14 protein-coding genes are annotated in these 23,370 nt (G+C 70.2%); 11 read left to right on the top strand and 3 right to left on the bottom strand.

Translation table 11 applies throughout. The annotated features are described in order from the left end of the window. Positions 1-68: 68 nt before the first annotated feature. From H4281_RS19720 to H4281_RS19670, 11 genes are all read left to right on the top strand, one after another. On the top strand, positions 69-866 hold the full coding sequence (locus H4281_RS19720) for an ABC transporter ATP-binding protein (RefSeq protein ID WP_182892396.1): 798 nt from the start codon (positions 69-71) through the stop codon (positions 864-866). Continuing rightward, entirely contained in the window at positions 866-3,439 is a 2,574-nt protein-coding gene (locus H4281_RS19715) for an ABC transporter permease (RefSeq protein ID WP_182892395.1), read from the top strand. Before H4281_RS19720 ends, H4281_RS19715 begins: the two co-directional genes overlap by 1 nt. A gap of 91 nt (positions 3,440-3,530) precedes the next feature. Next, positions 3,531-5,207: a phytoene desaturase family protein gene (locus tag H4281_RS19710; RefSeq protein WP_182892394.1), complete on the top strand. Its 1,677-nt coding sequence runs from the start codon at positions 3,531-3,533 to the stop codon at positions 5,205-5,207. Between the two features lie 25 nt (positions 5,208-5,232). After that, a complete protein-coding gene (locus H4281_RS19705; RefSeq protein ID WP_182892393.1) occupies positions 5,233-5,520 on the top strand; it encodes an acyl carrier protein in 288 nt (95 codons plus the stop codon). After that, a complete protein-coding gene (locus H4281_RS19700; RefSeq protein WP_182892392.1) occupies positions 5,513-6,073 on the top strand; it encodes a DUF2786 domain-containing protein in 561 nt (186 codons plus the stop codon). Before H4281_RS19705 ends, H4281_RS19700 begins: the two co-directional genes overlap by 8 nt. Beyond that, entirely contained in the window at positions 6,070-7,290 is a 1,221-nt protein-coding gene (locus H4281_RS19695; protein ID WP_182892391.1) for an acyl-CoA dehydrogenase family protein, read from the top strand. The genes H4281_RS19700 and H4281_RS19695 overlap by 4 nt, the downstream gene beginning before the upstream one ends. Then, entirely contained in the window at positions 7,281-8,261 is a 981-nt protein-coding gene (sbnA, locus tag H4281_RS19690) for a 2,3-diaminopropionate biosynthesis protein SbnA (RefSeq protein ID WP_182892390.1), read from the top strand. Before H4281_RS19695 ends, sbnA (H4281_RS19690) begins: the two co-directional genes overlap by 10 nt. Next, positions 8,258-17,935 (top strand): non-ribosomal peptide synthetase, encoded by a 9,678-nt coding sequence (locus tag H4281_RS19685; protein ID WP_182892389.1) that lies wholly within the window; start codon positions 8,258-8,260, stop codon positions 17,933-17,935. Before sbnA (H4281_RS19690) ends, H4281_RS19685 begins: the two co-directional genes overlap by 4 nt. A gap of 5 nt (positions 17,936-17,940) precedes the next feature. Continuing rightward, entirely contained in the window at positions 17,941-18,741 is an 801-nt protein-coding gene (locus H4281_RS19680) for an ABC transporter permease (RefSeq protein WP_182892597.1), read from the top strand. Positions 18,742-18,758: 17 nt separating this feature from the next. Beyond that, a complete protein-coding gene (locus H4281_RS19675; RefSeq protein ID WP_182892388.1) occupies positions 18,759-18,962 on the top strand; it encodes an MbtH family protein in 204 nt (67 codons plus the stop codon). Position 18,963: 1 nt separating this feature from the next. Further along, entirely contained in the window at positions 18,964-19,920 is a 957-nt protein-coding gene (locus H4281_RS19670) for an ATP-binding cassette domain-containing protein (protein WP_182892387.1), read from the top strand. 9 nt (positions 19,921-19,929) lie between these two features. On the opposite strand, the gene H4281_RS19665 is transcribed toward H4281_RS19670, so the two are convergent. The 3 genes from H4281_RS19665 to sbnB form a co-directional block, all read right to left on the bottom strand. Further along, entirely contained in the window at positions 19,930-21,228 is a 1,299-nt protein-coding gene (locus H4281_RS19665) for an MMPL family transporter (RefSeq protein ID WP_182892386.1), read from the bottom strand. Between the two features lie 119 nt (positions 21,229-21,347). Beyond that, entirely contained in the window at positions 21,348-22,325 is a 978-nt protein-coding gene (sbnA, locus tag H4281_RS19660; protein ID WP_182892385.1) for a 2,3-diaminopropionate biosynthesis protein SbnA, read from the bottom strand. Beyond that, positions 22,325-23,362 (bottom strand): 2,3-diaminopropionate biosynthesis protein SbnB, encoded by a 1,038-nt coding sequence (gene sbnB, locus H4281_RS19655; protein ID WP_182892384.1) that lies wholly within the window; start codon positions 23,360-23,362, stop codon positions 22,325-22,327. Before sbnB ends, sbnA (H4281_RS19660) begins: the two co-directional genes overlap by 1 nt. Between the last annotated feature and the right edge of the window lie 8 nt (positions 23,363-23,370).

Below are 23,370 nucleotides of genomic sequence, written 5' to 3'. Positions count from 1 at the left end.
ACCATCGGAATCCGGCGCCGGCGCTCGTAGCTTTCTTCCATAGCCCGACGCGCCTGGGAGAGTGACCGATGTACCAGTCCGGACAGTCAAGCACGGATGCGGTGACGCTCCGCTCCGTCACCAAGTTCTACGGAGGGAACCGGGCCCGCGTCGTCGCACTCGACGGGATCTCGGTTTCGTTCGCGCGCGGGAGTTTCACCGCGGTGATGGGACCGTCCGGTTCGGGCAAGAGCACGCTGCTGCACTGCGCGGCGGGGCTCGACCAGCCGGATTCGGGCACGGTCGTGCTGGCCGGCCAGGACCTCGGCCGGCTCGACGAGGCGCAGCTGACCCGGATGCGCCGCGACCACATCGGGTTCATTTTCCAGCAGTTCAACCTGCTGCCGTCGCTCGACGTAGTCGACAACGTCACGCTTCCGCTGCGGCTGGCCGGCAAACGGGCCGATCCGGCGCTGGTGAACCGGATCATCGAGCAGGTCGGGCTCGGCGGACGGCGCGGGCACCGCCCCGGTGAGTTGTCCGGCGGCCAACAGCAGCGCGTGGCGATCGCCCGCGCGCTGGTCAGCCGTCCGCATGTGACCTTCGCCGACGAGCCGACCGGTGCGCTGGACACGACGTCGGCGAGCGAGATCCTGGATCTGCTGCGCACCGCGGTACGGGCCGAGGGGCAGACCATCGTGATGGTGACGCACGATCCGGTCGCCGCGTCCTACGCCGACCGGGTGCTGTTCCTCGCCGACGGGCAGTTCGCCGGCGAGTTGCACGAACCGACCGTGGACGAGGTCGCGCGCGGGCTGACCGCGTTGAGCTCACGCACGACGCGGCTCGGCCGCGACGGCCGGAACACCGTCGGGACGGTGCGCTGATGCTGCGCCTTGCCCTGAGCACGCTCCGGTTCCGCAAGGCCGGATTCACCGCGACGTTCGTCGCGCTGCTCGTCGGCACCGCGATCGTGATGGCGTGCGGCGGGCTCATGCAGACCGGGATCTCGCCGCGGGTGCCGCCGCAGCGGCTGGCCGAGGCCCCGGTGGTGGTCGCGGGCGACCAGCACTACAACCTGCCGCCGACGAACCCGGGCACCGAGGACGAGGACCACGAGTCCGCGACCTTGCCCGAACGGGTGCGTCTTGACGCGTCGCTCGGGGCCAAGATCGCGGCCGTTCCCGGCGTCGCGAAGGTCATTCCCGACGTGTCGATCCCGGCGACGCTGCCCGCGGATCCCGACGTGAAGCTGGTGCGCGGCACCGCGTTGGGTCACGACTGGGCGACCGCCGAGCTGGCCCCGTATTCGCTCACCGACGGGCGGGCTCCGCAGCACAGCGGCGAAGTCGTGCTCGACCAGTCGACGGCCTCCGCCACCGGAGTCGCCTCGGGTGGTTCGGTGCAGATTGCCGTGCGCGGCGGCGTTCGGTCCTTCCACGTGGTCGGAATCGCGGTCGCGAGCGGGAAAATGGCGTCTGACGCGGTGTTCTTCTCCCACGAAGACGCTCTCGCGCTGACGCCCGCGAACGGGCAGGTCGACACGTTCGGCGTGCTTCCCGCCGCGGGCACGGACCCGGCCGCGTTGAGCACTCAGATCGGGAACGCGGTGCGGGACCAGCACGCGGTCGCGCTGACCGGCGTGGCACGCGGGACGGCCGAGTTCGCGCAGGCGAGCGACGGCGGCGAAATCCTGGTGATCCTGGCCGCGGTGTTCGGCGGGCTGGCCGTGCAGGTCGCGTTGTTCGTGGTGGCCAGCACGCTGGGCCTGTCGGTGCAGCAACGCCGGCGCGAGGTCGCACTGCTGCGTGCGGTGGGTGCCACGCCGAAGCAGGTCAGCCGCATGATCACCGCGGAATCGATGGTGATCGGCGTGCTTGCGACGGTTTTGGCGGCCTTCCCGGGTGAATTGCTGGGGAATTGGCTGTTCGACCGGCTGTCCGGATTCGGCGTCTTCGAACCGGTGCTGGCGTATCACCAGGACTGGATTCCGACCGCGGCGGGCGTTCTCGTCGGCCTGCTGTCCGCGTGGGGCGCGGGTTTCGTCGCGGCGCGGTACGCCGGGCGGACGCGTCCGGTGGAGGCGATGCAGGAACTGGTCTCGCCGAAGCGCTGGCTGACGTCGTTCCGGCTCTGGTGGGGCATCGGCAGCCTGGTCGGCGGCGTGGCGCTGGCGTACCTGACGATCACCGTGATGGACGGGCCGCTCGCGGCCAGCACGGCCGGACCGGCGGTCACGCTCGTCGCGGCGGCGGTCGCGCTCTTCGCGCCGGGGATCACCCGGGCGATGGTCGCGGTGCTGCGGATTCCGGTACGGGCGGTGAGCGGGCTGTCCGGCTATCTCGCGATGGCCAACGCCCGGGTGCGCTGGCTGCCGATGTCCGGTGCGGTCGTGCCGGTCATGCTCGCCACGACGCTGGCCGTGTTCATGCTCTATTTCCAGACCACGCAGGTGGAATCGGCGAAGCAGAAGTACGCGTCGAACCTCTCGGCGGACGCGGTGGTCACGTCGTCGACCGGCGACGTCAGCACCGGGTTGCTCGGCAAGGTCCGGTCGCTGCCCGGGGTCGGGACCGCGTCGGCGTACGTGACCAGCAAGGGCTACAACGAGAAGCCGTCGGACTCGAGCCAGGACGAGGACGGGCTCGCGCTGACCGGGGTCACCGGTGACGCGGTCGCGAAGACCAGGGCGTCCGAGGTCGCGACCGGCTCGCTGGACGCTTTGCAGGGCAACACCATCGCGCTTCCGGTCGACAACGCGACTCGGCTGCACGCGAAGGTCGGCGACGAGATCGGACTGCGGCTCGGCGACGGTGCGCAGGTGCGGTTGCGGGTAGTGGCGACCCTGCGGTCCGCTCCGTCCTTCGCGACGGCGTTGATGCCTGCGGGCACGCTTGCTCCGCACACAACCGACGGGATCGCTTCGCAGGTGCTCGTCACCGCGGCGGCGGGCACGAGCGTCTCGGAGCTGATGAGCACGCTCGACGGGATGGCGCAGGCTTCGCCAGGGGTGCAGGTCGCGAACCGGGACACGCTCACCGCCAAGTTCGTGCAGGAACAGGAAGCGAACGCCTGGGTCAATTACCTCGTGGTCGGCATGATCCTGCTCTACGCGGCGATCTCGGTGGTGAACACGCTCGTGCTCTCGACCGCGCACCGGCGGCGCGAGTTCGGCCTGCAACGGCTGGCCGGGTCGAGCCGGAGCCAGGTGCTCGGCGTGATGGCCGTGGAGGGGATGGTCGTCGCGATCATCGGCGTCGTGCTGGGCACCGCCGTGTCGCTCGCGATGCTGGTCCCGTTCAGCCAGGCCGTGTCCGACAGCTGGCTGCCGTATGGTCCATTGTGGATTTATGCGGTGGTGGTCTTGCTCGCGGTCGTGGTAAGCATGGTCGCCACGCTCTTCCCGACGTGGCTCGCGGTCCGGGGGAAGACCTCGATCGCCATGCTCTCTCCTGAATAGGTGACCCCTGGGCGGCCGCCCGCCGCTGACTGCCCCCAGCTGTCAGCGCGCGGTCAGCCCGGGGTCACCGCCCCGCCGTAGCGTCACCGGCATGAGTCCGAACGAGGCGGGAAGCTCCTCCTGGGACGCGATCGTGATCGGGTCCGGGATCGGCGGCCTCGTCTGCGCCGGCTACCTCGCCGCCTTCGGCCGCCGGGTCCTGGTGCTCGAACAGCACGACGTGGCGGGCGGCAACTGCCACATGTTCCGGCGGCGGCGCGCGTACGAGTTCGACATCGGCGTGCACTACCTCGGCGACTGCGGGCCCGGCGGGCTGCTTCCGTCGCTGCTGGCCGGGCTGGGCGTCGGCGACCGGGTGCGGTTCCGCCGCCTCGACCCGGACGGTTTCGACCGGATCGTGCTGCCGGGCGTGCGCTTCGACGTGCCCGAAGGCTGGTCCCGATACGGGGATCGGCTGCTCGAAACCTTTCCGGCCGAAGCCGCGGGACTTCAGGAGTACCTGTCGATCTGCGGCGAGATCGCCGCGTCGGCCCGGTATTCGGCGAGCGCCCGGCCGGTCTTGGGCGGTTCGCCCGCGGTGGTGCGCTGGAGCCGCCGCGGCCTGAGCCGTCTTTTTGACCATTGTGGACTGTCCGCGGCCGCTCGCACGGTGTTGGCCGCGCAGTCGGGCAACTATGCTTCGTCGCCCGCGAACACCGTTGTCGCGGCGCACATTCGCATGCTCGACGACTACCTGACCGGCGGCGCGTACTACCCCGAGGGCGGCGGTCAGATGCTGGCCGCCGCGCTGGTTGAACAGCTCGAAACGCACGGCGGCCAGCTGCGCACCAAATCGCGCGCCGCACGGATCCTGATCGAGCACGGTCGCGCGGCCGGTGTCGAGCTGACCGACGGCGAGGTGCTGCGCGCGCCGCTCGTGGTGTCCAATGCGGACTACCGACGCACCGTGCTGGAGCTGTGTGGCGGCCGGGAAAACTTCCCCGAAGGCGTTGTCCGGCGCACCGAAGACGCGGTCATGCGGCTGCCGCTGGTCACCAGTTATGCGGTCGTGGCAGCGGAACTGCCCGAAGCGTCCGAGGCCAACATCTGGTACTGGCCGAGCGGCGACGTCGAAAGTGCTTACGCCCGAACGGAAGCGGGTCAGTTCGACGAGCTGCCATTCGTGTTCATCTCGTCCGCGTCGCACAAAGACCCCGGCAACACGGCGGTCTGTCCGCCCGGACACACGAACCTCCAGATCATGACCGCATGCCCGCCCGGCTACGCACCGTGGGGCGTGCCCGACGGACCTGCATCCGGGCTCCGCTACCGGCGCGTGGCCGAATACCGTGCGGCCAAAGAGAAACTCGCCGCCTGCTTGCTCGACCGCGCCGAAGAGGTGCTCGGCCCGTTCCGGGACCGCATCGTCTACCTCGAATCGGCCACCCCGCTCACGCAGGAGCGCTACACGCTGGCCACCGGCGGCGCCGCGTACGGACTCCAGTCCTGGGGCCCGCACGGCCGGCGACCGGACGTGCGGACCGCGGTCGAAGGACTGTTCGTCGCCGGACAGGACGTCCACGGCGGGGGAGTCGTCGGCGCCGCGGTCGGCGGTGCGCAGTGCGCCGAAGCGATTCTCGACCGGCCGGTCCTGGCCGAAGCGTACGACGGCGCGGTCTTCGCCGACCGCGCCCTGCTGCCCGAACGCGGCCACGACTGGGATCCGCTGCGGATTTCCCGCGGCCAGGCCCGCCGCGACGCCCGCGGATTCGCTCCGACGGCGCGCTGAACCCCGTGTAAGGAGAAGGAGAGCCATGACTGAGACAGTCCAGACCACCGAGACCGCGCAGACCCTGACCGAGGACCGCGTCGTCGAAGGCATCACCGGCGCACTGGGCGCGGTGCTCGAACGGGACGTCGCCGACCTGTCCGAGGACACCCGGCTGTCCGACGCCGGCCTCGATTCGACCGGTGTGCTGGAGCTGCTGATGCAGCTCGAGGACACGTTCGGCATCGAGTTCGACACCGAGAACCTGGAGATGCAGCACTTCGAATCGGTGCGTTCGCTCGCCGCGTTCGTCATCGCGGAAATCCGTGCCTGACCCGGTGCCGGGGCAGCAGTGCCGGCGCGTCGCCCGCGAGCAGGGCGTCGCGCCCGCGCTCAAGCTGCTGCGGACGACGCGCCGGAACAACGCGATCGGGGCGGTGCCGGCGGGAGACCTGCCCGCCGGGACGGAGCTCCTGCGGGAAGCGGATCTTCCCGGCGGCGCGGTCGCGTTCGCCCGGGGCCTGCCGGGCGCGCCCGCGGGTCTGGACCTGGTGTGGATGCGGCTGGGGCTTTCCCAAGGGCTGCTCGACGAGTGCCTCCGGTACTTGGGCGAGCGGCGTTCGGGGGAGGAGTCGTTGCTGCGCAAGCAGATGATCCAAGACTGCCTCGCGACTGCGTTGAACGGGCAACTGGCGGTGGAAGCGGATCTGCTGGCGGACGGGAGCATGGCTGCGGCGCGGGTGCGGTATCTGCATCAGCTGCTGTCCGATGTGGACCGGAAGCTGCTCGGGTTGCTGGGGGCGAAGGGTTTCCTCGCCGGCGGGCCGGGTGAGGTCGCCGACGTCTCTGAACTGCTTGCGAGCGTGCACGAAATGGGGACGACGTGACGGGCACGGTGCTGACCGAACCCTTGCTGGCGCTGCGGGATCTCGCCGCCGAGTGGGCGACCGGCCTCCGTGTCGCCGGTGCGGTGCTCGACCGCGATCCCGAGGCCGTCGCCCAGTTCGCCGACCTGCCCGCGGTGCGCTGCATGGCGCAGCTGCTGGTCCCGGGGGAGTACGGCTCGGAGGGCATCAACGTCGCCGGGCGCCGGTTCCACGGGATGACCGCGCTCGAACGGACAGTGCTGCTGGAGGAGTTCGCCCGGGGCGACGCGGGCGCGACGCTCGCCGCACCGGGCGCGTCCATGTCCGGCGTCCTGCTCGACGTGCTCGGCGACGACGAGCAGAAAGCCTGGTTCTACGGCAGGCTCGTTGACCGTCCAACGTGGACATTCTTCGCCCTCACCGAACCCGACGCCGGTTCCGACGCGAACGCGCTCACCACGAGCCTGACTCCGGGTCCAGACGGCGATTTCGTGCTGAACGGCCGGAAACGGTATGTCGGCAACGCTTCCCGCGCAGGCATGGGCGTCGTCTTCGCCCGCACCGCACCCGGCCCGCTCGGCGTACGCGCGGTCCTCGTAGACACCGCTTCCCCCGGCTTCCACGCCGAACCGCTCGGCATGCTCGGACTGCGCGGCGCACGGTTCTGCGCCCTCGAGTTCGACAACCTGCGCATCCCCGCGAACCGGGTGCTGGGCCGCCATCTTTCCCCGGCCCGGCGCGGAATGTGGGCCGCCACCTTGACGTTCAACCGGCTTCGTCCCGGCGTCGCGGCGATCGCGATCGGCATCGCGCGAGCGGCGCACGAGTACGTCCGGGCGGAAGGCGGCCTGCTCACCGGCGGCGCGGCGGCCGAATGGGATCAGCTGGGCTACCGGATCGAGAGTGTCCGGAACCTGGTGCACCTCGCGGCGATGGAGGTGGACGCGGACGGCAGCCGCGGCGGGCACCTCGCCTCGTCCGCCAAAGCCGAGGCGAGCAGGCTCGCCGAGGACGCGACCAGGGCGGCCTGCCGGTTCTTCGGGCCGAGCGCGCGCTGGACGCATCCCTTGCTGGACAAGCTGGTTCGCGACGCCCGCGGCGTCGAGTTCATGGAAGGCGCCGCGAACATCCAGAAACTCATCGTCTTCACCGGGCTGCTCGCCGGCAAAGTCGGCCAGGGCGAGTCGTTCCCGGCGCTGAACGCCCTCTCGGGCACCGGAGGTTTGCCGTGCGGGTGATATCCGCCCCTCAGGAGTTCACCGTCCCGGATCTCTATGTCGACCTGCGCCGGTTCGTCGGCCGCGACCTGTTCGTCAAGTGCGAGGGGTTCAACTTCGCCGGGTCGATCAAGCTCAAGGCCGCGCTGGAGATCGTCGAGCGCGCCGAACGCGACGGCACGCTGCGTCCCGGGCAGACGATCGTCGAGAGTTCGTCCGGCAACATCGGCGTCGCGCTCGCGATGGTCGCGGCCAGCCGGGGATACCGGTTCATCTGCGTCACCGACGACCACTGCACGCTGTCCGCCCGGCAGTTAATGCAGAACTACGGCGCCGAGGTCCGCGTGCTGACCGAACCGCATCCGGTCGACGGGCTGGTCGGCGCGCGGCAGCGGCTGGTGGAGAGCCTCTGCGCGGAGCACGAGGACTACGTCTGGCTCGACCAGCACACCAACCCGGGCAACTGGACCGCGCACTACCGGACCACCGGCCCGGAGATCCTGCGCATGTTCCCCGGCCTCGACGTGCTCTTCGTCGGCACCGGCACGGCCGGGACGCTGATGGGCTGCGCCCGGTACCTGCGCGAGGCGCGCCGGTCGATCCGCGTGGTCGCGGTGGACAGCGTCGGCTCGGTGAGCTTCGGCGGACCGCCCGGGCCGCGGCAGATTCCCGGGCTCGGCTCCGCGATCCGCCCGGCGCTGCTCGACGAGTCCTTGGTGGACGACGTGGTGCACGTCGAGGAAACCGAAACCGTGGAGATGTGCCGGACGCTGGTGCGGCACGGGTTCCTGTTCGGCGGCTCGACCGGCACCGTCGTCGCCGGAGCGCTCTCCTGGCTCGCCCGCGAGGACCGCGACCTGACCGCCGTGGCCATCTCGCCGGACCTGGGCGACCACTACCTGGACACGGTCTACCGGGACCACTGGGCCGCCGACGCGCTCGGCCGCGTGCCCGGGCAGACCACCGACCGACTTTCCGAGGTGCCGCGATGACCGCTGTCGAGACCAGCCTGCCCCTGTCCACGGCCCAGACCGACGTCTGGTTCGACGAGCAGCTGTCCGGAGGCGGCCTCGCCTACGCGATGGCCGACTACCTGGACATCTCCGGCGACCTGGACGTGACCGTGTTCGTCGAGGCGTTCCGCCTGCTCACCGACGAGGCCGAATGCTTCCGCGCGCGGTTCTTCGAGGTCGACGGCGAACCGCGGCAGGTAGTCGAACCGCTCACCGAGCTGCCGGTCAGCTTCCTCGACCTCTCCGGCGAACCGGACCCCGAGGCGGCCGCGCTCGCGTGGATGCACGAGGACCTGGCCCGGCCGTTCTCTGTCACCGATTTCCCGCTGTTCCGCGCCGCGCTGCTCACGCTCGGCCCGCGCCGGCGGTTCTGGTATCTCACCACCCACCACCTGGTGGGCGACGGGTTCAGCGCCGCGATCTGCCACCGCCGGATGGGCGAGCTGTACACCGCCGTGCTGACCGGCAACGAGCCCGAGGGCCGTCCGCTTCCGCCGTTCCGGGACCTGCTGGAATCCGAACTCGCCTACCAGACCTCGACGCATCTGGGCCGCGACCGCGAGTTCTGGAGCAGCCACTTCAGCACGGTTCCGGACCTGATCAGCCTGTCCGGCAAGGAACCCGCACCGGCGCGCGGATTCCTTCGCCGCACGCTCGCCCTGCCCGCCGACGCGGCCGCCGCGGCGCGGAAGGCTGTCGCGCAGGCCGGAGTGACTCTGCCGACCTTCCTGCTGGCCGCGATGGCCGCCTACACCGAGCGTCTTTCCGGGATCCAGGACCTGATGCTGACCGTCCCGGTCGCCGCCCGCGCGGGGGTCCGGACGCGGACGATTCCGGGGATGATGGCGAACTACCTGCCGTTGAAAATGCAGGTCACGCCCGCGATGACCCCGGAGGTGCTGCTGAAGCAAGCCTCGCGGGAGCTCGCCCGCACGCTCAAGCACCAGCGGTACCACGTCAACCAGATCCGCCGCGACATCGGCGTGCGCAGCGACGAGCGGCGTCCGTTCGGCGGGCCCTTCGTCAACGTGCTGCCCGCGGACCCCGGGCTGCGGCTGGGCGACTGCGTGACCCGGGTGCGGAACCTGTCCACCGGGATCACCAACGACCTGTCGATCACCGTCCTCGACGAGCCCGGCGGCGGGATCGAACTGCACCTCAACGGCAACCCGGATCTCTACGACGAGTCCGGAGTGGACACTCACCTGCACCGGTTCGCCGGATTCCTGGACCGCTTCGCGCGCGCCGACCCGGAAGCGCCGCTCGCCCGCATCGATGTCGCCGATGCACAGGAGCGCGAGGAACTGCTCACCGCCGGGTCGGGCGCTGCCGGCCCGGTGGGCGCGGGTGTGGTGGAGCGGGTGCGCGCGCAGGCTCCGGACGCGGTGGCGGTGGTCGATGCTGCCGGATCGGTGAGTTACGCGGACCTGGTGGGGATGGCCTCGGCGTTGTCGCGGCGGTTGCCTGCCGGGCGTGTGGTCGGGGTGCTCGCTGGTCCGGGGAGTGGTTTCATCTCGGCGGTCCTCGGCGTGCTCGGTGCCGGTGGTGCGTACGTGCCGTTGGATCCGACGTTGCCGTTGGCGCGGTTGCGCGATCTGGTGGCGGACAGCGGCGCGGCCTGTGTGCTCGCGGCACCGGAGTTCCGGGATGTCGCCGCAGAGCTGCCGGTGGACGTCGTTGAGTTGGACGGTGTCTTAGACACTGAGCTGGCACCGGTGGTCGGCGCGGGCGACGACGTGGCGTACGTGATCTTCACGTCGGGTTCGACCGGTCGGCCGAAGGGCGCGATGGTTTCGCGGCTCGGGATGATGAACCACCTGCTGGCGAAGGTGGAAGACCTCGGGCTCAGTGCGGCCGATGCGGTGGTGCAGAACGCGCCGCTGACGTTCGACGTGTCGGTGTGGCAGATGCTCGCGCCGCTGGTGGTCGGCGGTCAGGTCCGCGTGGTGGACCGACGGGTCGCGGCGGATCCGGAGGCGCTGTTCGGGTTGGGCATGTCCGTGCTGGAAGTCGTGCCGTCGTTGTTGCGGGCGGCGTTGGACTTCTGGGACGCGGGCGGTCCGCCGGAGCTGGCAGGTCTTCGATGGCTGGTGGTGACCGGCGAGGCGTTGCCGCCGGACCTGTGCGTCCGGTGGTTCGGGTACTTCCCCGAGATCCCGCTGGTGAACGCCTACGGCCCAACAGAGTGCTCGGACGACGTGACGCACGCGGTTCTGTCCACTGTGGACGACGTACGCGGGCTGCGGACGCCGATCGGTCTTCCGGTGCGGAACACCCGGCTGTACGTCCTGAGCGACGAGCTGCGACCGGTCCCGGCAGGCGCGGCAGGCGAACTGTATGTCGGCGGTCTGGTGGTCGGCCGCGGTTACGTGGGTGACCCGGGCAAGACGGGTTCAGTGTTCGTCGCGGACCCGTTCGGCGAGCCGGGAACCCGGATGTACCGGACCGGCGACCGCGTGGTGCGCCGCGCCGACGGGGCGTTGGAGTTCATCGAGCGCCGCGACTTCCAGGTCAAGATCCGCGGTCACCGCATCGAACTCGGCGAGATCGAAGCGACCCTGCGCGAGCTGCCGGAGATCGCCGACGCGGTCGTGGTGGTGCGCGATGATTCCGGGACCAAACGGCTCGCCGCGTATCTGGTCGGCACGGAGCCGGTCGACGTCCCGTCCGTGCGCAGCGAACTGCAGCAGCGGCTGCCGGATTACCTGGTGCCGCCCGCGATGGTCGTGCTCGACGCGATGCCGCTGACCGTCCACGGCAAGGTCGACCGGGATGCGCTGCCCGAGCCCGATTTCGCCGCCGAAGCGGTCGGCCGGGCCCCGCGCAACGCCGTCGAGACGATCCTGTGCGACGTGCTGGCCGAGGTGCTGACGGTGCCGAAGGTCTACATCGACGACAACTTCTTCGCGCTCGGCGGCGACAGCGTCAGCTCGATCCAGGTGGTCAGCCGCGCGCGCAAGGCCGGATTGATCATCACCCCGCGCGATCTGCTGGAAGCCCGCACCCCGGCGGCGATCGCGGAAAACGCGGTCCCGATCGGGGACGACGTCGCTCCGGAACCCGGCGCCGCGCTGGTCGAACTCGAACCCGGCGAACTCGGCGAACTGCGGGCCGGGCCGGTCGAGGAAGTGCTTCCGCTCGCGCCGTTGCAGCAGGGCATGCTCTTCCACGCCGAGCTGGATGCCGAGGGCGTCGATTTCTACGCCGTGCAAGCAATCGCGGACCTCGAAGGACCGCTGGACACCGCTGCCGTCCGAGACGCCTGCGCCACGCTGCTCACCCGGCACACCGCCCTGCGCGGCTACTTCCGGCGCCGGCGCAACGGGGAACCGGTGCAGCTAGTCGCCGAATCGGTCGAGCTGCCGTGGACCGAAATCGACCTGACCGTGTTGCCAGAAGAGGACCGCGAGGCGGAACTGCGGCGACTGGTCGAACAGGACCGGTTGCGCCGCTTCGACTTGGCCCACCCGCCGTTGGTCCGCTTCACGCTGATCCGCGTCGCCGCCGAGCGCTATCGGTTCCTGTGGAGCGCACACCACATCGCCACCGACGGCTGGTCGGTCCCCATCCTCATCGACGAACTGGCACAGCTCTACGCAGGCGGCGCGACAACGTCGTTGCCCGAGGTGCCGCAGATGCGCGACTACCTCGCCTGGCTGTCCCGCCAAGACGAGGAAGCCGGACGAAAAGCCTGGCAGGACCTGCTCGACGGCCTGCCCGGCCCGACCCGCGTCGCACCCGGCCTGCCCGCCGCCGCGAGCCTGCCCGCGACTGTCGAGTCAGCGCTGTCCGAAAGCGACACTGCGCACCTTTACGCCTGGGCACGGGAACACGAGGTGACCGTCAGCACGATCGTGCAAGCCTGCTGGGCGATCCTGGTCGGCCGCTTGGCCGGGCAGCAGGACGTGGTCTTCGGCGCCGTGGCCTCCGGACGTCCCGCGGAACTGCCGGGTGTCGAAACGATGGTCGGCATGTTCGTGAACACCGTGCCGGTCCGGGCCCGCCTCGACCCGGCCCGTCCGGTCCGCGAACTGCTCGCCGAACTGGGCCGTCAGCAAGCATCGATGGTGTCCTACCAGCACATCGGCCAAGCGCAATTGAGCGGAGCCATCCCCGACAGCGGCGAACTCTTCGACACCGCAGTGGTGTTCGAGAACGTCCCCGCCGGCGACGGCGGCCCAGTGGTGAAACTCGGCGAGGACGTCCGCGTAGTCGATGCGGTCACGCTCGACTCACGGCACTACCCGCTCAGCCTCGTGGTGGAACCGCATGCCGCCCTCGTCTTCCGCTTCGACTACCTCCGCGAAGCATTCGGAGACGACCGCGTCCGCGAACTGGCGCAGCAATTCCGGTCGCTGCTCGACACGGTGCTCGGCGACCCGGACCGTCTGCTGGGCCGGATCGACGTGGTGGCCGAACCGGCGCAGACCTTCCTGCTCGGCGCGACCGGCCCGGTCGGTGCGGGCGTGGTCGAGCGAGTGCGCGCGCAGGCCCCGGACGCGGTCGCCGTGGTCGACGACTCCGGTTCGGTGACCTACGCGGAACTGGTCGGTTTGGCTTCGGCTCTCTCTCGGCGGTTGCCTCGGGGACGGGTAGCGGGCGTGCTCGCCGGTCCCGGGATCGGCTTCGTCTCCGCGGTTCTCGGCGTCCTGGGCGCAGGCGGTGCTTATGTGCCGCTGGACCCGACGGCGCCGCTCGCCCGCCTGAAAGGCTTGGTGGAGGACAGCGGCGCGGCGTGCGTGATCGCGGCCCCGGAGTTCCGGGAGATCGCGGCGAGCCTGCCGGCGGACATCGTCGAGTTGGACAGCGTCTCAGACGTTGATCTAGCGCCGGTGGTCGGTGCTGACGACGACGTCGCGTACCTGATCTTCACCTCCGGCTCCACCGGCCGTCCCAAGGGCGCGATGGTGTCTCGCCGCGGGATGGTCAACCACTTGCTGGCCAAAGTGGAAGACCTGGCGTTGAAGCCGTCGGATGTGCTGGTGCAGAACGCGCCGCTGACGTTCGACGTGTCGGTGTGGCAGATGCTCGCCCCGCTGATGGTCGGCGCTCAAGTCCGAGCAGTCAGCCGCGAGACGGCGGCGGATCCGGACGCGTTGTTCGGCTTGGGCATGTCGGTGCTGGAAGTCGTGCCGTCGTTGCTGCGGGCGGCATTGGACTTCTGGGACGCGGGCGGCCCACCGGGCCTGACTGGTTTGCGGTGGCTGGTCGTGACCGGCGAAGCATTGCCGCCGGACCTGTGCGTGCGCTGGTTCGGGTACTTCCCGGACATCCCGATGGTGAACGCCTACGGCCCGACCGAGTGCTCGGACGACGTCACGCACGCCGTCCTGTCCAGTGTGGACGATGCGCAGGGCTTGCGCGTGCCGATCGGTCTCCCGGTGCGGAACACCCGGCTGTACGTGCTGGGCGACGAGCTGCGTCCGGTCCCGCCCGGTGCTGCCGGAGAGCTGTACGTCGGCGGCCTCGTGGTCGGACGCGGTTACGTGGGCGATCCGGCCAAGACGGGCTCCGTGTTCGTCGCGGACCCGTTCGGCGAGCCAGGCACCCGGATGTACCGCACCGGCGACCGCGTGGTCTGCCGGGCCGATGGCGCGCTGGAATTCGTGGAACGCCGCGACTTCCAGGTCAAGATCCGCGGTCACCGCATCGAACTCGGCGAAATCGAGGCGGGTCTGCTGGCGCAGGAATCCGTCACCGACGCGGTAGTCGTCGTGCAGGGCTCCGACGCGGCCAACCGGCACCTGGTCGGCTACGTCGCGGGAACCGCCCGTCCCGAGGACCTGCAAGCCCAGCTGGCCGAACTGCTGCCCGCGTACCTGGTGCCCAGCGCGATCGTCGCACTCGACCGGCTCCCGCTCACCGCGCACGGCAAGGTCGACCGCAAAGCCCTGCCCGCACCGGAGAACCTGACGAGTCAAGAGAAACGGGGCCCACGCACCCCGGTCGAGGAACAGCTGACCCGGCTGTACGCCGAGGTGCTGGGGTTGCCCGAAGCCGGTATCGACGACGACTTCTTCGAACTCGGCGGCCATTCCCTCCTGGCCACCGCGCTGGTCAGCCGGATCCGGTCGGAACTGAACGTCGAACTTCCGCTGCGGGACCTGTTCGAGGCGCGCACCGTCGCCGCGCTGGCCGGACGGCTCGCGTCGGCAGGCCAGGCCCGCGCGGCGTTCCGCAAACTGGACCGTCCCGATCCGTTGCCGTTGTCTTACGCGCAACAACGCATGTGGTTCCTGAACCGGCTCGAAGGCGAACACGGCGGATACACCATCCCCCTCGCCGTGCGGCTTTCCGGAGAGCTGGACCGCTCGGCGCTCGCCGCCGCCGTCGACGATCTGACCGCCCGCCACGAAATCCTGCGCACGGTCTTCCCCGACACCGACGGCGTCCCGTTCCAGCGGGTCCTCGACGCGGGGGAGTCGCTGCGCGCCGCTCCGATGCCCAAGGACCTCGCCGCCGCGCTGGCCGAGGAAGTCGCCCGCGGCTTCGACCTGGCCGTCGACCTCCCGTTGCGCAGCAAACTGTTCGGTCCCGATCGGAACGGCGATCACGTCCTCTTGCTGGTCCTGCACCACATCGCCGGAGACGCCTGGTCCGTCGACGTGCTCGCCCGCGACCTCGCCACCGCCTACGAAGCGCGGCTGTCCGGAAATAGTCCACAGTGGACCGAGCTGCCCGCCCAGTACGCGGACTACTCGGTCTGGCAGCACTCCCTGCTGGACGACCCCAAGGACGGCGAATCCGCTCGCCTGCTGAAGCACTGGCGGGAAGCGCTCGACGGAATCCCCGGCGAACTGGCGTTGCCGGTCGACCTGCCGCGCCGCGCCTCCGCCGGCTACCACGGCGGAACCATCGAGTTCGAGCTGTCCGCCACCGTGCATCGGGCGCTCGCGCGGCTCGCGCACGAACAAGGGGCGAGCCTGTTCATGGTCGTCCAGGCCGCGCTGGCCACGCTGCTCACCCGGCTGGGCGCGGGCACCGACATCCCGCTCGGCAGCCTGGTCGCCGGACGCCCGGACGAAGCGGTGCACGACCTCGTCGGCTTCTTCGTCAACACGCTCGTCCTGCGCACCGACACCAGCGGCGATCCGCGCTTCGCCGAACTGGTCGGGCGAGTCCGCGACGCCGATCTCGCCGCGTACGCCCACCAGGAGCTGCCCTTCGAACGGCTGCTGGAGGCGACACAGCCGGCAAGGTCGATGTCGCGGCAGCCGTTGTTCGGAGTGCTGCTGTCCTTCTACGACGTTCCGCCGTCCGAAGTCAGCCTCGGCAGTCTGACCGCGCGACCCGAAATGCTCGCCCCGACGCACAAGAAGTTCAAGTTCGACCTGACCTTCCAGTTGGGCCAGCACAAGGGCGAGCGCGGTCTGGAAGGCACGCTCGAATACAACGCCGACGCGTTCACCGCGGAAACCGCACAACTGCTCGTCGACCGTTTGACGCTTCTCCTGACGGCCGCCGCGGAAGACCCGGAGCAGCCGCTGAGCCGGATCGACCTGCGCACTTCCGGCGAGCGGGCCACCGCAGCCGGGCCGGCTCCCGAGGTTCCGGACGGCCTGCTGGTGCCGGGCGACATCGGTCTGCGCGAGGAAGCCAACCGGCTGGCCCGGGCCTTGCACGCACAGGGCGCGGGTCCAGGGGAGACGGTGACCGTCGACCTGCCGCCGGGCCGCGACCGTTGGGCAGCGATCTTCGCCGTCCTCGCCATTGGCGCAGCCTGGACGCCGAGCGGACCGTCTCGCTACACAGTCCCCGCGGACGGGTCCGGATTCGCCGACACCGACCTCGAGGTGGCGCTGTCCGGGACGGAGCTGGCCTATCGCGGAGAAGCGGTCTTCAGCCGAGACGCGCTGGCCGCGACGATCGCCGCCCTGCTGGCCGAGTTGCCGCTCACAGCCAGCGACCGCGTCCTGGCACCAGACACCGAGTTCGCGCTGCCGGTCGTGCTGGCCGCGTTGCACGTCGGCGCGGTGGTGACTGTCGCGCCCGCCGCCGAGATCGCGGAACTCGCCTCGTCGGTGGACCCGAGTGTCGTGGTCGTGACCCCGAGCATCGCGAAGATGCTGACGCTGCGTCCGGGCACCCGGGTGCTGAACTTCGGCGAAGAATTCCTCGACGGAGCACTCAACTGCGAGGGCACCGCCGAGTCCGGCTGGCTCTCGCTGGTCAACGGACGCCCGTTCGCGCACAGCCACGCCGACGTCCTCGATCAGAGTCTGCAGCCGGTGCCGCGCGGTGGCCGAGGAGAGCTGTACTTGGCTGGCGCACCCACGGGTCTCCCCGCCCGAATCCGCTTGGACGGAACCGTCGAAGTGCTTCGCGAGGCCCAGGTACGCGGCTTCGCTATTCCGCTCGGGCAGATCGAAGCGGCCCTGCACCGCCAGCCCTCGGTCGCCGCAGCTGCCGTCGTCGCCGAGGACGACTTGGTCGCCTATGTCGTCCCGCAATGGGAACGCGGCGTCGACCCGCTAGCCCTGCGCGAAGCACTGGCCGCCGAACTCCCCGACTACCTGATCCCGACCGCCTTCGCGGAACTGGACACCATCCCCGTCGCCCCGGACGGCACGCTGGACCGTTCTGCGTTGCCCGCTCCGACCGCGCAAACCAGCCAGGACACCAGCGAAACCGTCGAACTGCTGCGCACCGCGTTCGCCGAAACCCTCGGCATCGCTGACCTCGACGTCCAGACCGGCTTCTTCGAACTGGGCGGCAACAGCCTCCAGTCCGTCCGGCTGGTCGCGCTGGCCCGGCGAGCCGGACTCCGGTTGACGGTCGCCGACATCCTGACCCACGGCAGCGTCGAACGCCTGGCCGCGCTCGCCGAACGAGCCGAACCGGAGCTCGCGGACCTGCCGGACCCGTTCGCGCCAGTGCTGCCGATCCGCCCGACCGGGTCGAACCCGCCGCTGTTCTGCCTGCACGCCGGACTCGGCCTGAGCCTGCCCTACCTCGGCCTGGCCGCCCACCTGCCAGACCGTCCCGTCTACGGCCTGCAATCGCCCGGAATCAGCGGCGCCGAACAGTTCCCGGACTCGGTCGAGCAGGTCGCCGAGGACTACCTGAAACACCTCCGCCGCATCCAGCCGCACGGCCCGTACCACCTGCTCGGCTGGTCCTACGGCGGTCTGCTGGCCTTCGAACTGGCAGTACGCCTGGAGTCCGAAGGCGAAACGGTCGGCTCACTGTCCATCTTGGACAGCTACCCGCAGGACGGTGCCGAAGCAGCACCGTCCCGGCACGAACTGCTTGTCGACTTCCTGGAGCACATCGGCTTCCACGACACCGACGCCGGTGTCGAGCTGACGCCAGCCGACGTCATAGCCGTGCTGCGCCAGGGCGACAGCCGGCTGGCCGACATCGGAGAGGAACGCATGACGCGCGTCCTCGCCGTGATGGACAACAACGCCGCGCTGGCCCACCGGTACCGCCCGGCGCGATTCACCGGCGCGGTCGAACTGTTCGTCGCCGCCGAGGGGCTGACCGACACGGAAGTGGCGGAGCGAGCAGGCCGCTGGGTGCCGCACGTGTCCGGTCCAGTGCGGGCGCACCGGATCGAGTGCGGTCACGAATATCTGATGGACCCGCGGCCGCAGGCGGAGATCGGTGCCGCGGTGGCCGGAACGCTGGCGAGCAACGAGGAGTCGCAGTGACCGCAATGACCACCCCGAGCTCTCCGCGGGCAGCGGCGTTCGTCGAGACCTTCGCACTGGCGGGTCGTCGATTGACCCACCTGCGCAAGGTGCCGGGCCGACTGCTCGCGATCACGCTGAACTCGCTGATCACCATGCTGGCCATCGGCTATGTCTTCAAAGGCGCGGTGAGCGTCGAAGGCGGCGGCAGCTACCCGGAGTTCCTCTTCCCGGCCGCGCTGATGCAGGTGGGCCTCGCCGGTGTCGCGCCGACCGCGATCGCGGTGGCGATGGACCTCAAAGGCGGCCTGACCGACCGGTTCCGCTCCCTGCCGATCTCCCGTCCCGCCGTGCTGTTCGGCCACACCATCGGCGACGCGCTGGTCGGGTTCGTCGCGCTGGCGATCGTCGCCGGGATCGGGCTGGCGGTCGGCGGCCGCGTGCACGCCGGATTCCCCGCGCTGCTCGCCGGATTGGCCGTTCTCGCGCTCTTCCTCTACGTGATGATCTGGGTCGGCGTGCTGCTCGGGCTGACCATGGGCAATCCCGAATCCATCGACGGCGTCGGCGCGGTGCTGACGCTCGGGCTTTCCTTCCTGTCCAACGCGTTCATGGCGGTCAGCCAGCTGCCGGCGTGGGTCCGGCCGATCGCCGAATGGAATCCGGTCAGCTCCGTCACCACGCTGTGCCGCCAGCTGTGGGGCGTGCCGGTGCCCGCGGACGATTCGTTCCCCGCCCAGCATCCCGGCGTCGTCGTCGCGGTGACGCTGGTCGTGCTCTTCACCGCGGCGACCCTGCTGAGCTTCCGCCGTTACCGCCTCGCCTAACCGATCCGGAGTATGCGATGACAAACCCGTTTGACGACCAGAACGGCGCTTTCCTCGTTCTGGTCAACGACGCCCAGCAGTACAGTCTTTGGCCGTCCTTCGCGGAAATCCCGTCCGGCTGGCGGGTTTCGCTCGGCGAGAGCAGCCGCGAAGAAGCCCTCGCGCACATTTCGGGCCACTGGACCGATCTGTCGCCCGAGAACATCCGGGAAGCAGGCTGACATGACAGCGCACGGAGAACTCGCGATCGAAGCCGAAGGGCTCCGCAAACGCTACGGCGACCACGAAGCGCTCGCCGGCGTCGACCTGGCCGTTCCGCCCGGCACGGTGCTGGGCTTGCTCGGCCCGAACGGCGCGGGCAAAACCACCACCGTCCGGATGCTCGCCACCTTGCTCCCGCCGGACGGCGGCCGCGCGTTGGTCGCCGGACACGACATCGTGCGGGAACGCAAACAGGTCCAGCGGCACATCGCGCTCGCGGGCCAGTACGCCGCCGTCGACGAACTGTTGACCGGCCGCCAGAACCTGGTGCTGCTGGGCCGTCTTCTGCACCTCGGCCGCCGAGGCGCACGCGCCCGCGCGGGCGAACTGCTGGAGCGGTTCAACCTCGCCGAGGCGGCCGACCGCGCGGTCGGGACGTACTCCGGCGGGATGCGTCGCCGCCTGGACCTCGCGACCTGTCTCGTGGCGCGTCCTTCGGTGCTCTTCCTGGACGAACCGACCACGGGCCTCGACCCGGCGAGCCGGATGGGCTTGTGGACGATGGTCCGCGAGTTGGTCAGCGAGGGCGTGACGGTCCTGCTCACCACGCAGTACCTCGAGGAAGCCGACTACCTCGCCGACCGGATCGTGGTCATCGACAAGGGCCGGAGCGTCGCGGAAGGAACCGCGGACGAACTCAAGCGCAAGGTCGGCCGGGAACGGCTGGAAGTCGCAGTCGCCCACCCCGAAGGTCTCGCGGACGCGGTGGCGGCGCTGACGCCGGTCGCGGTAGGCGTCCCGGTCGTCGACGAACGCCGGTGCAGCATCTCGCTCGAACTGCTCGACGAGAGCGGCGGGATCGCCGCGGCGGCGAACGCGTTGCACGAACGCGGCGTCGCGCTGGCGGACTTCGCGCTTCGCAGGCCCACCCTCGACGAAGCCTTCCTCGACCTCACCGGACACCCGACCACCGGGTGATCTCCCGGCTCACTTACGCGCAGCCCCCGGCCCGGTCCGCCGCCACCAGCGGACCGGGCCGGCCAGCGAGAGCAGCAAGGGCAGCAGCACCAACCGGATCACCAGCACGTCCATCGCCAGCGCCGCGGCGGCCGCCCAGCCGAACTCGCTCAGCTCGCCGGGCCCGGCGATCCCGAGAGCGCTGAAGATCCCGATCGACACCACGCTCGCACTGGAGATCGCCACGGTGCCGCGACGCAGTCCCTCCGCGAGGACGTGCTGCGGCGACATCCCGGTCAGCGCCTCGACGCGGAAGTGGTGCAGCAGGCAGACATGCATGTCAGTCGTGGGCGCGGCGAGCACGGCCACCAGCGCCACTGGCAGCCACGTCGGAGTCGGCGGGGCCATGCAGGTGAGCATGGTCAGCGCGAAGAGCGCGGACAGTACTGAAAGCACCGCGGTCGTCAGTGCGACCACCACTGGCCGGAAAGCCGTGATCACAGCCAACGACGTCAGCCCGATCAGCAGCGCCAACGGCAACGGCGGCAGCGTCGGCGATTCGAGGTAGCGGTAGACGACGTAGCCGAGCGCCGCGGCAGTGCAGACCAGCGCGCCGATGAGTCCCGCTGCGTTGCGGTAGCGCCAGGTCGCGGGCAGGCGGGCGACGAACCGGGGCAGCCAGTGCCACTGGAACGACCTCTTCACCGGAAGCGCGATCCGGGTCAGCAGCACCGGGAGCAACGTCAGCGCCGCGGCGGCTTCCACCACCACTACGAGGACCACGGCGGCCGCCAACCGCATGACTTGCGGCTCGCCAGTGAGATACAGCCCGGTCATCGCGGAAAGCATCGCGAGTCCGGTGACGAGTGCGGTCCGTCCGGCGGTCGAAGCGACGATCTGCGCGGTATCGGACGCGTCGTGCTTGCCCGGCGGCATCTCCTGCTGCCTGCGGACCGCGAACAGCAGATGGTTGGCCGCGCTCGTGATGCCGGGCAGGAGAACGAGGTTCCAGCTGCCGAGCGAGCCCGCTCCTTCGGCCGCCGTCAGCAGCACTCCGAGCGCGCCGGCCCCGACGGTCGCGAGATATCCGAACGCGATCGCGGCCAGCCGCAGCGAACCCAGCACCAGCAGCAGCAACAGCGCGGTGAGCAGGCACCCGACCGCGAGCACGGAACCGGCCGGCGGGAATCCGGTCTTCGCGGAGCCGCCGATCGCGGCGGCGAAATCCTCGCTCGCCGCCACGACCAGGAACAGCAGCCACGCGCACAGGACCGGGCCGGGGCGTCCGGCACACCAGCGCGCGAGACGGAGCAGAGGTAGCGTTCGCAATGCCGCACTCCTTGGGCCGCTTCAGGCCTCCCGCCGCGCAGGCGGCAAGCCGGACGGTCTAAGGATGGCTCCTCGTGATCGTGCGCACACTGGGCGTGGCACCTCGATTTCGAGTGGTACTAGCTCCCGAGCGCGGCGGGCGGGGCGAGCGCCGCGTCTCCGTAGAGATCGGCCACCCACTGGTCGTGGTAGACCGTGTCCAGGTAGCGGTCGCCGAGATCGGGGGAGACCGCCACCGCGGTAAGGCTTTCGCCGCGCTCGTGCCGGTCGAGCCAGTGCAGCGCCCCGGCCACGACGGTGCCGGTCGAGCCGCCGAACAGGAACCCCGCCCGGACGAGCCTGCGGCACATCCGCACGGTGGCGAGCTCCGGCACGTGCACCACATCGTCCACATAGGACTCGTCGAGCAGCGCGGGCCGGACTCCGGTGCCGAGACCGGGGATCATCCGCGGGGCGGCCGGGGTCCCGAAAGTCACCGAACCCACGGTGTCGATGGCCACCACGCGCATTCCGGGGCAGTGCTCGCGCAGGTAGCGCGCGCAGCCCATCAGGGTGCCGGTCGTGCCCGCTCCGATGAACGCCACGTCGGCGCCCGGGAACGAGTTCGCGATCTGCGGTCCGGTGGTGCGGTAGTGCGCCTGCCAGTTCCCCGCGTTCGCGTACTGGTTGAGCCACACCCGGTCGCCGCCCTCGGCGCACAACCGGCGCACGTGCGCGATCCGGGTGCCGAGCAGTCCGTCTTCCGGATGCGGTTCGGTGATTACGTGCACCTCGGCGCCCAGCGTCTGCATCAGCTGCCGGGCGCCGAGGGTACAGCGTGAATCGGTGACGCAGACGAACCGGTAACCCCGGCTGGCGGCGACGAGGCTCAGCGCCACCCCGAGGTTGCCGGACGAACTCTCCACGAGGGTCGCGCCCGGCCTCAGCGTGCCGTCCAGCTCGGCCGCGTCGATCATCTCGGTCGCGGCCTTGATCTTGATCGAACCGGCGAAGTTGAAGCCCTCGCATTTGAGGTAGAGCGATCGCCCTGTACACCCGTTCAGGTCGACGAACAGGTCGTCGACGTTGAACTCGTGCGGACTGGTGATGATGGGCATCAGCGCTTGCCGTAGCGGTCGAGTTCGAAGAAGAAGTCGCCGACCTCGTGCAGTTCGCCGCGGCGGCGCAGTTCGTCGAGGACGTGCTTGCCGACCGCGAGGTCCAGCACGCCGAGGCCGAACGGCGAGAACACCAGCGGCCGGTCAGCGTCCAGGGCGAGCGCCCCGGTCATGACCTCGAAGAGGGTGCCGTCGAGGAAGTCGCGGTTGCCGGTGGCCTGTTCGGCCAGGTGCACCGAGGTGCTGGCCTTGAGGCAGTGCTCGACGTCGTCGACCACGTTGGCCGACGCCAGGACGACCTCGGTGGACAGGTCGCGCAGCGAAACGTTCAGCACGAGCGGGTTGTGCGCGAACCAGGCCGGATCGTGCACGTGCGGCTCCCCGGCGACGGTGGCGAACACGATCAGGTCGCTGCCGCGGATCAGCTCCTCGGCGCTCTCGCGCACCGCGATCCCGCTCGTGCCGGTGCTCTCCAGATAGCCCTGGAAGCCCGCGGCGTGCTCGGCGGAGAGGTCGAACACCGCGGTCTCGTCGAAGTCCCAGCCGGTGCCGAGCAGGAACCGGTGCACGTAACGCGCGATGAGCCCGGTGCCGACGAACCCGAGCCGCCGCGGCCGTTCGCCCCGCCTGCTGAGCCAGTCGGCCGCCAGCGCCGCCGACGCCGCGGTCCGGCTGGCGCTGATGATCGAGCTTTCCATGCAGGCCAGCGGGTAGCCGGTCGCCTGGTCGTTGAGGATCAGCACGGCCGAGGCGCGCGGCAGGCCGGTGCGGACGTTCTCCGGGAAACTGGAGATCCACTTGACCCCGTCCACCGCGACCTCCCCGCCGACCGAGGCGGGCAGCGCGATGATCCGCGCGGACGGCCGGTCCGGGAACCGGAGGAAATAGGAGGGCGGGTTGACGGTCGCCTGCTGCCCGTGCAGCCGGTAGGCCGCCTCGATCAGTTCGGTCAGCTGCTTCTCGGCGCCGTCGAGCACCTGGTGCACCTGTGCTCCGGACACGACGGCGAACTCCGGAACGGTAGCGGTTTCGGTCACAGAACTTC

Source organism: Amycolatopsis dendrobii, from assembly GCF_014145675.1.
Lineage (GTDB): Bacteria > Actinomycetota > Actinomycetes > Mycobacteriales > Pseudonocardiaceae > Amycolatopsis > Amycolatopsis dendrobii.
The sequence above is the reverse complement of the archived record's forward strand: the minus strand, read 5'-3'. Positions and strand labels throughout refer to the sequence as shown.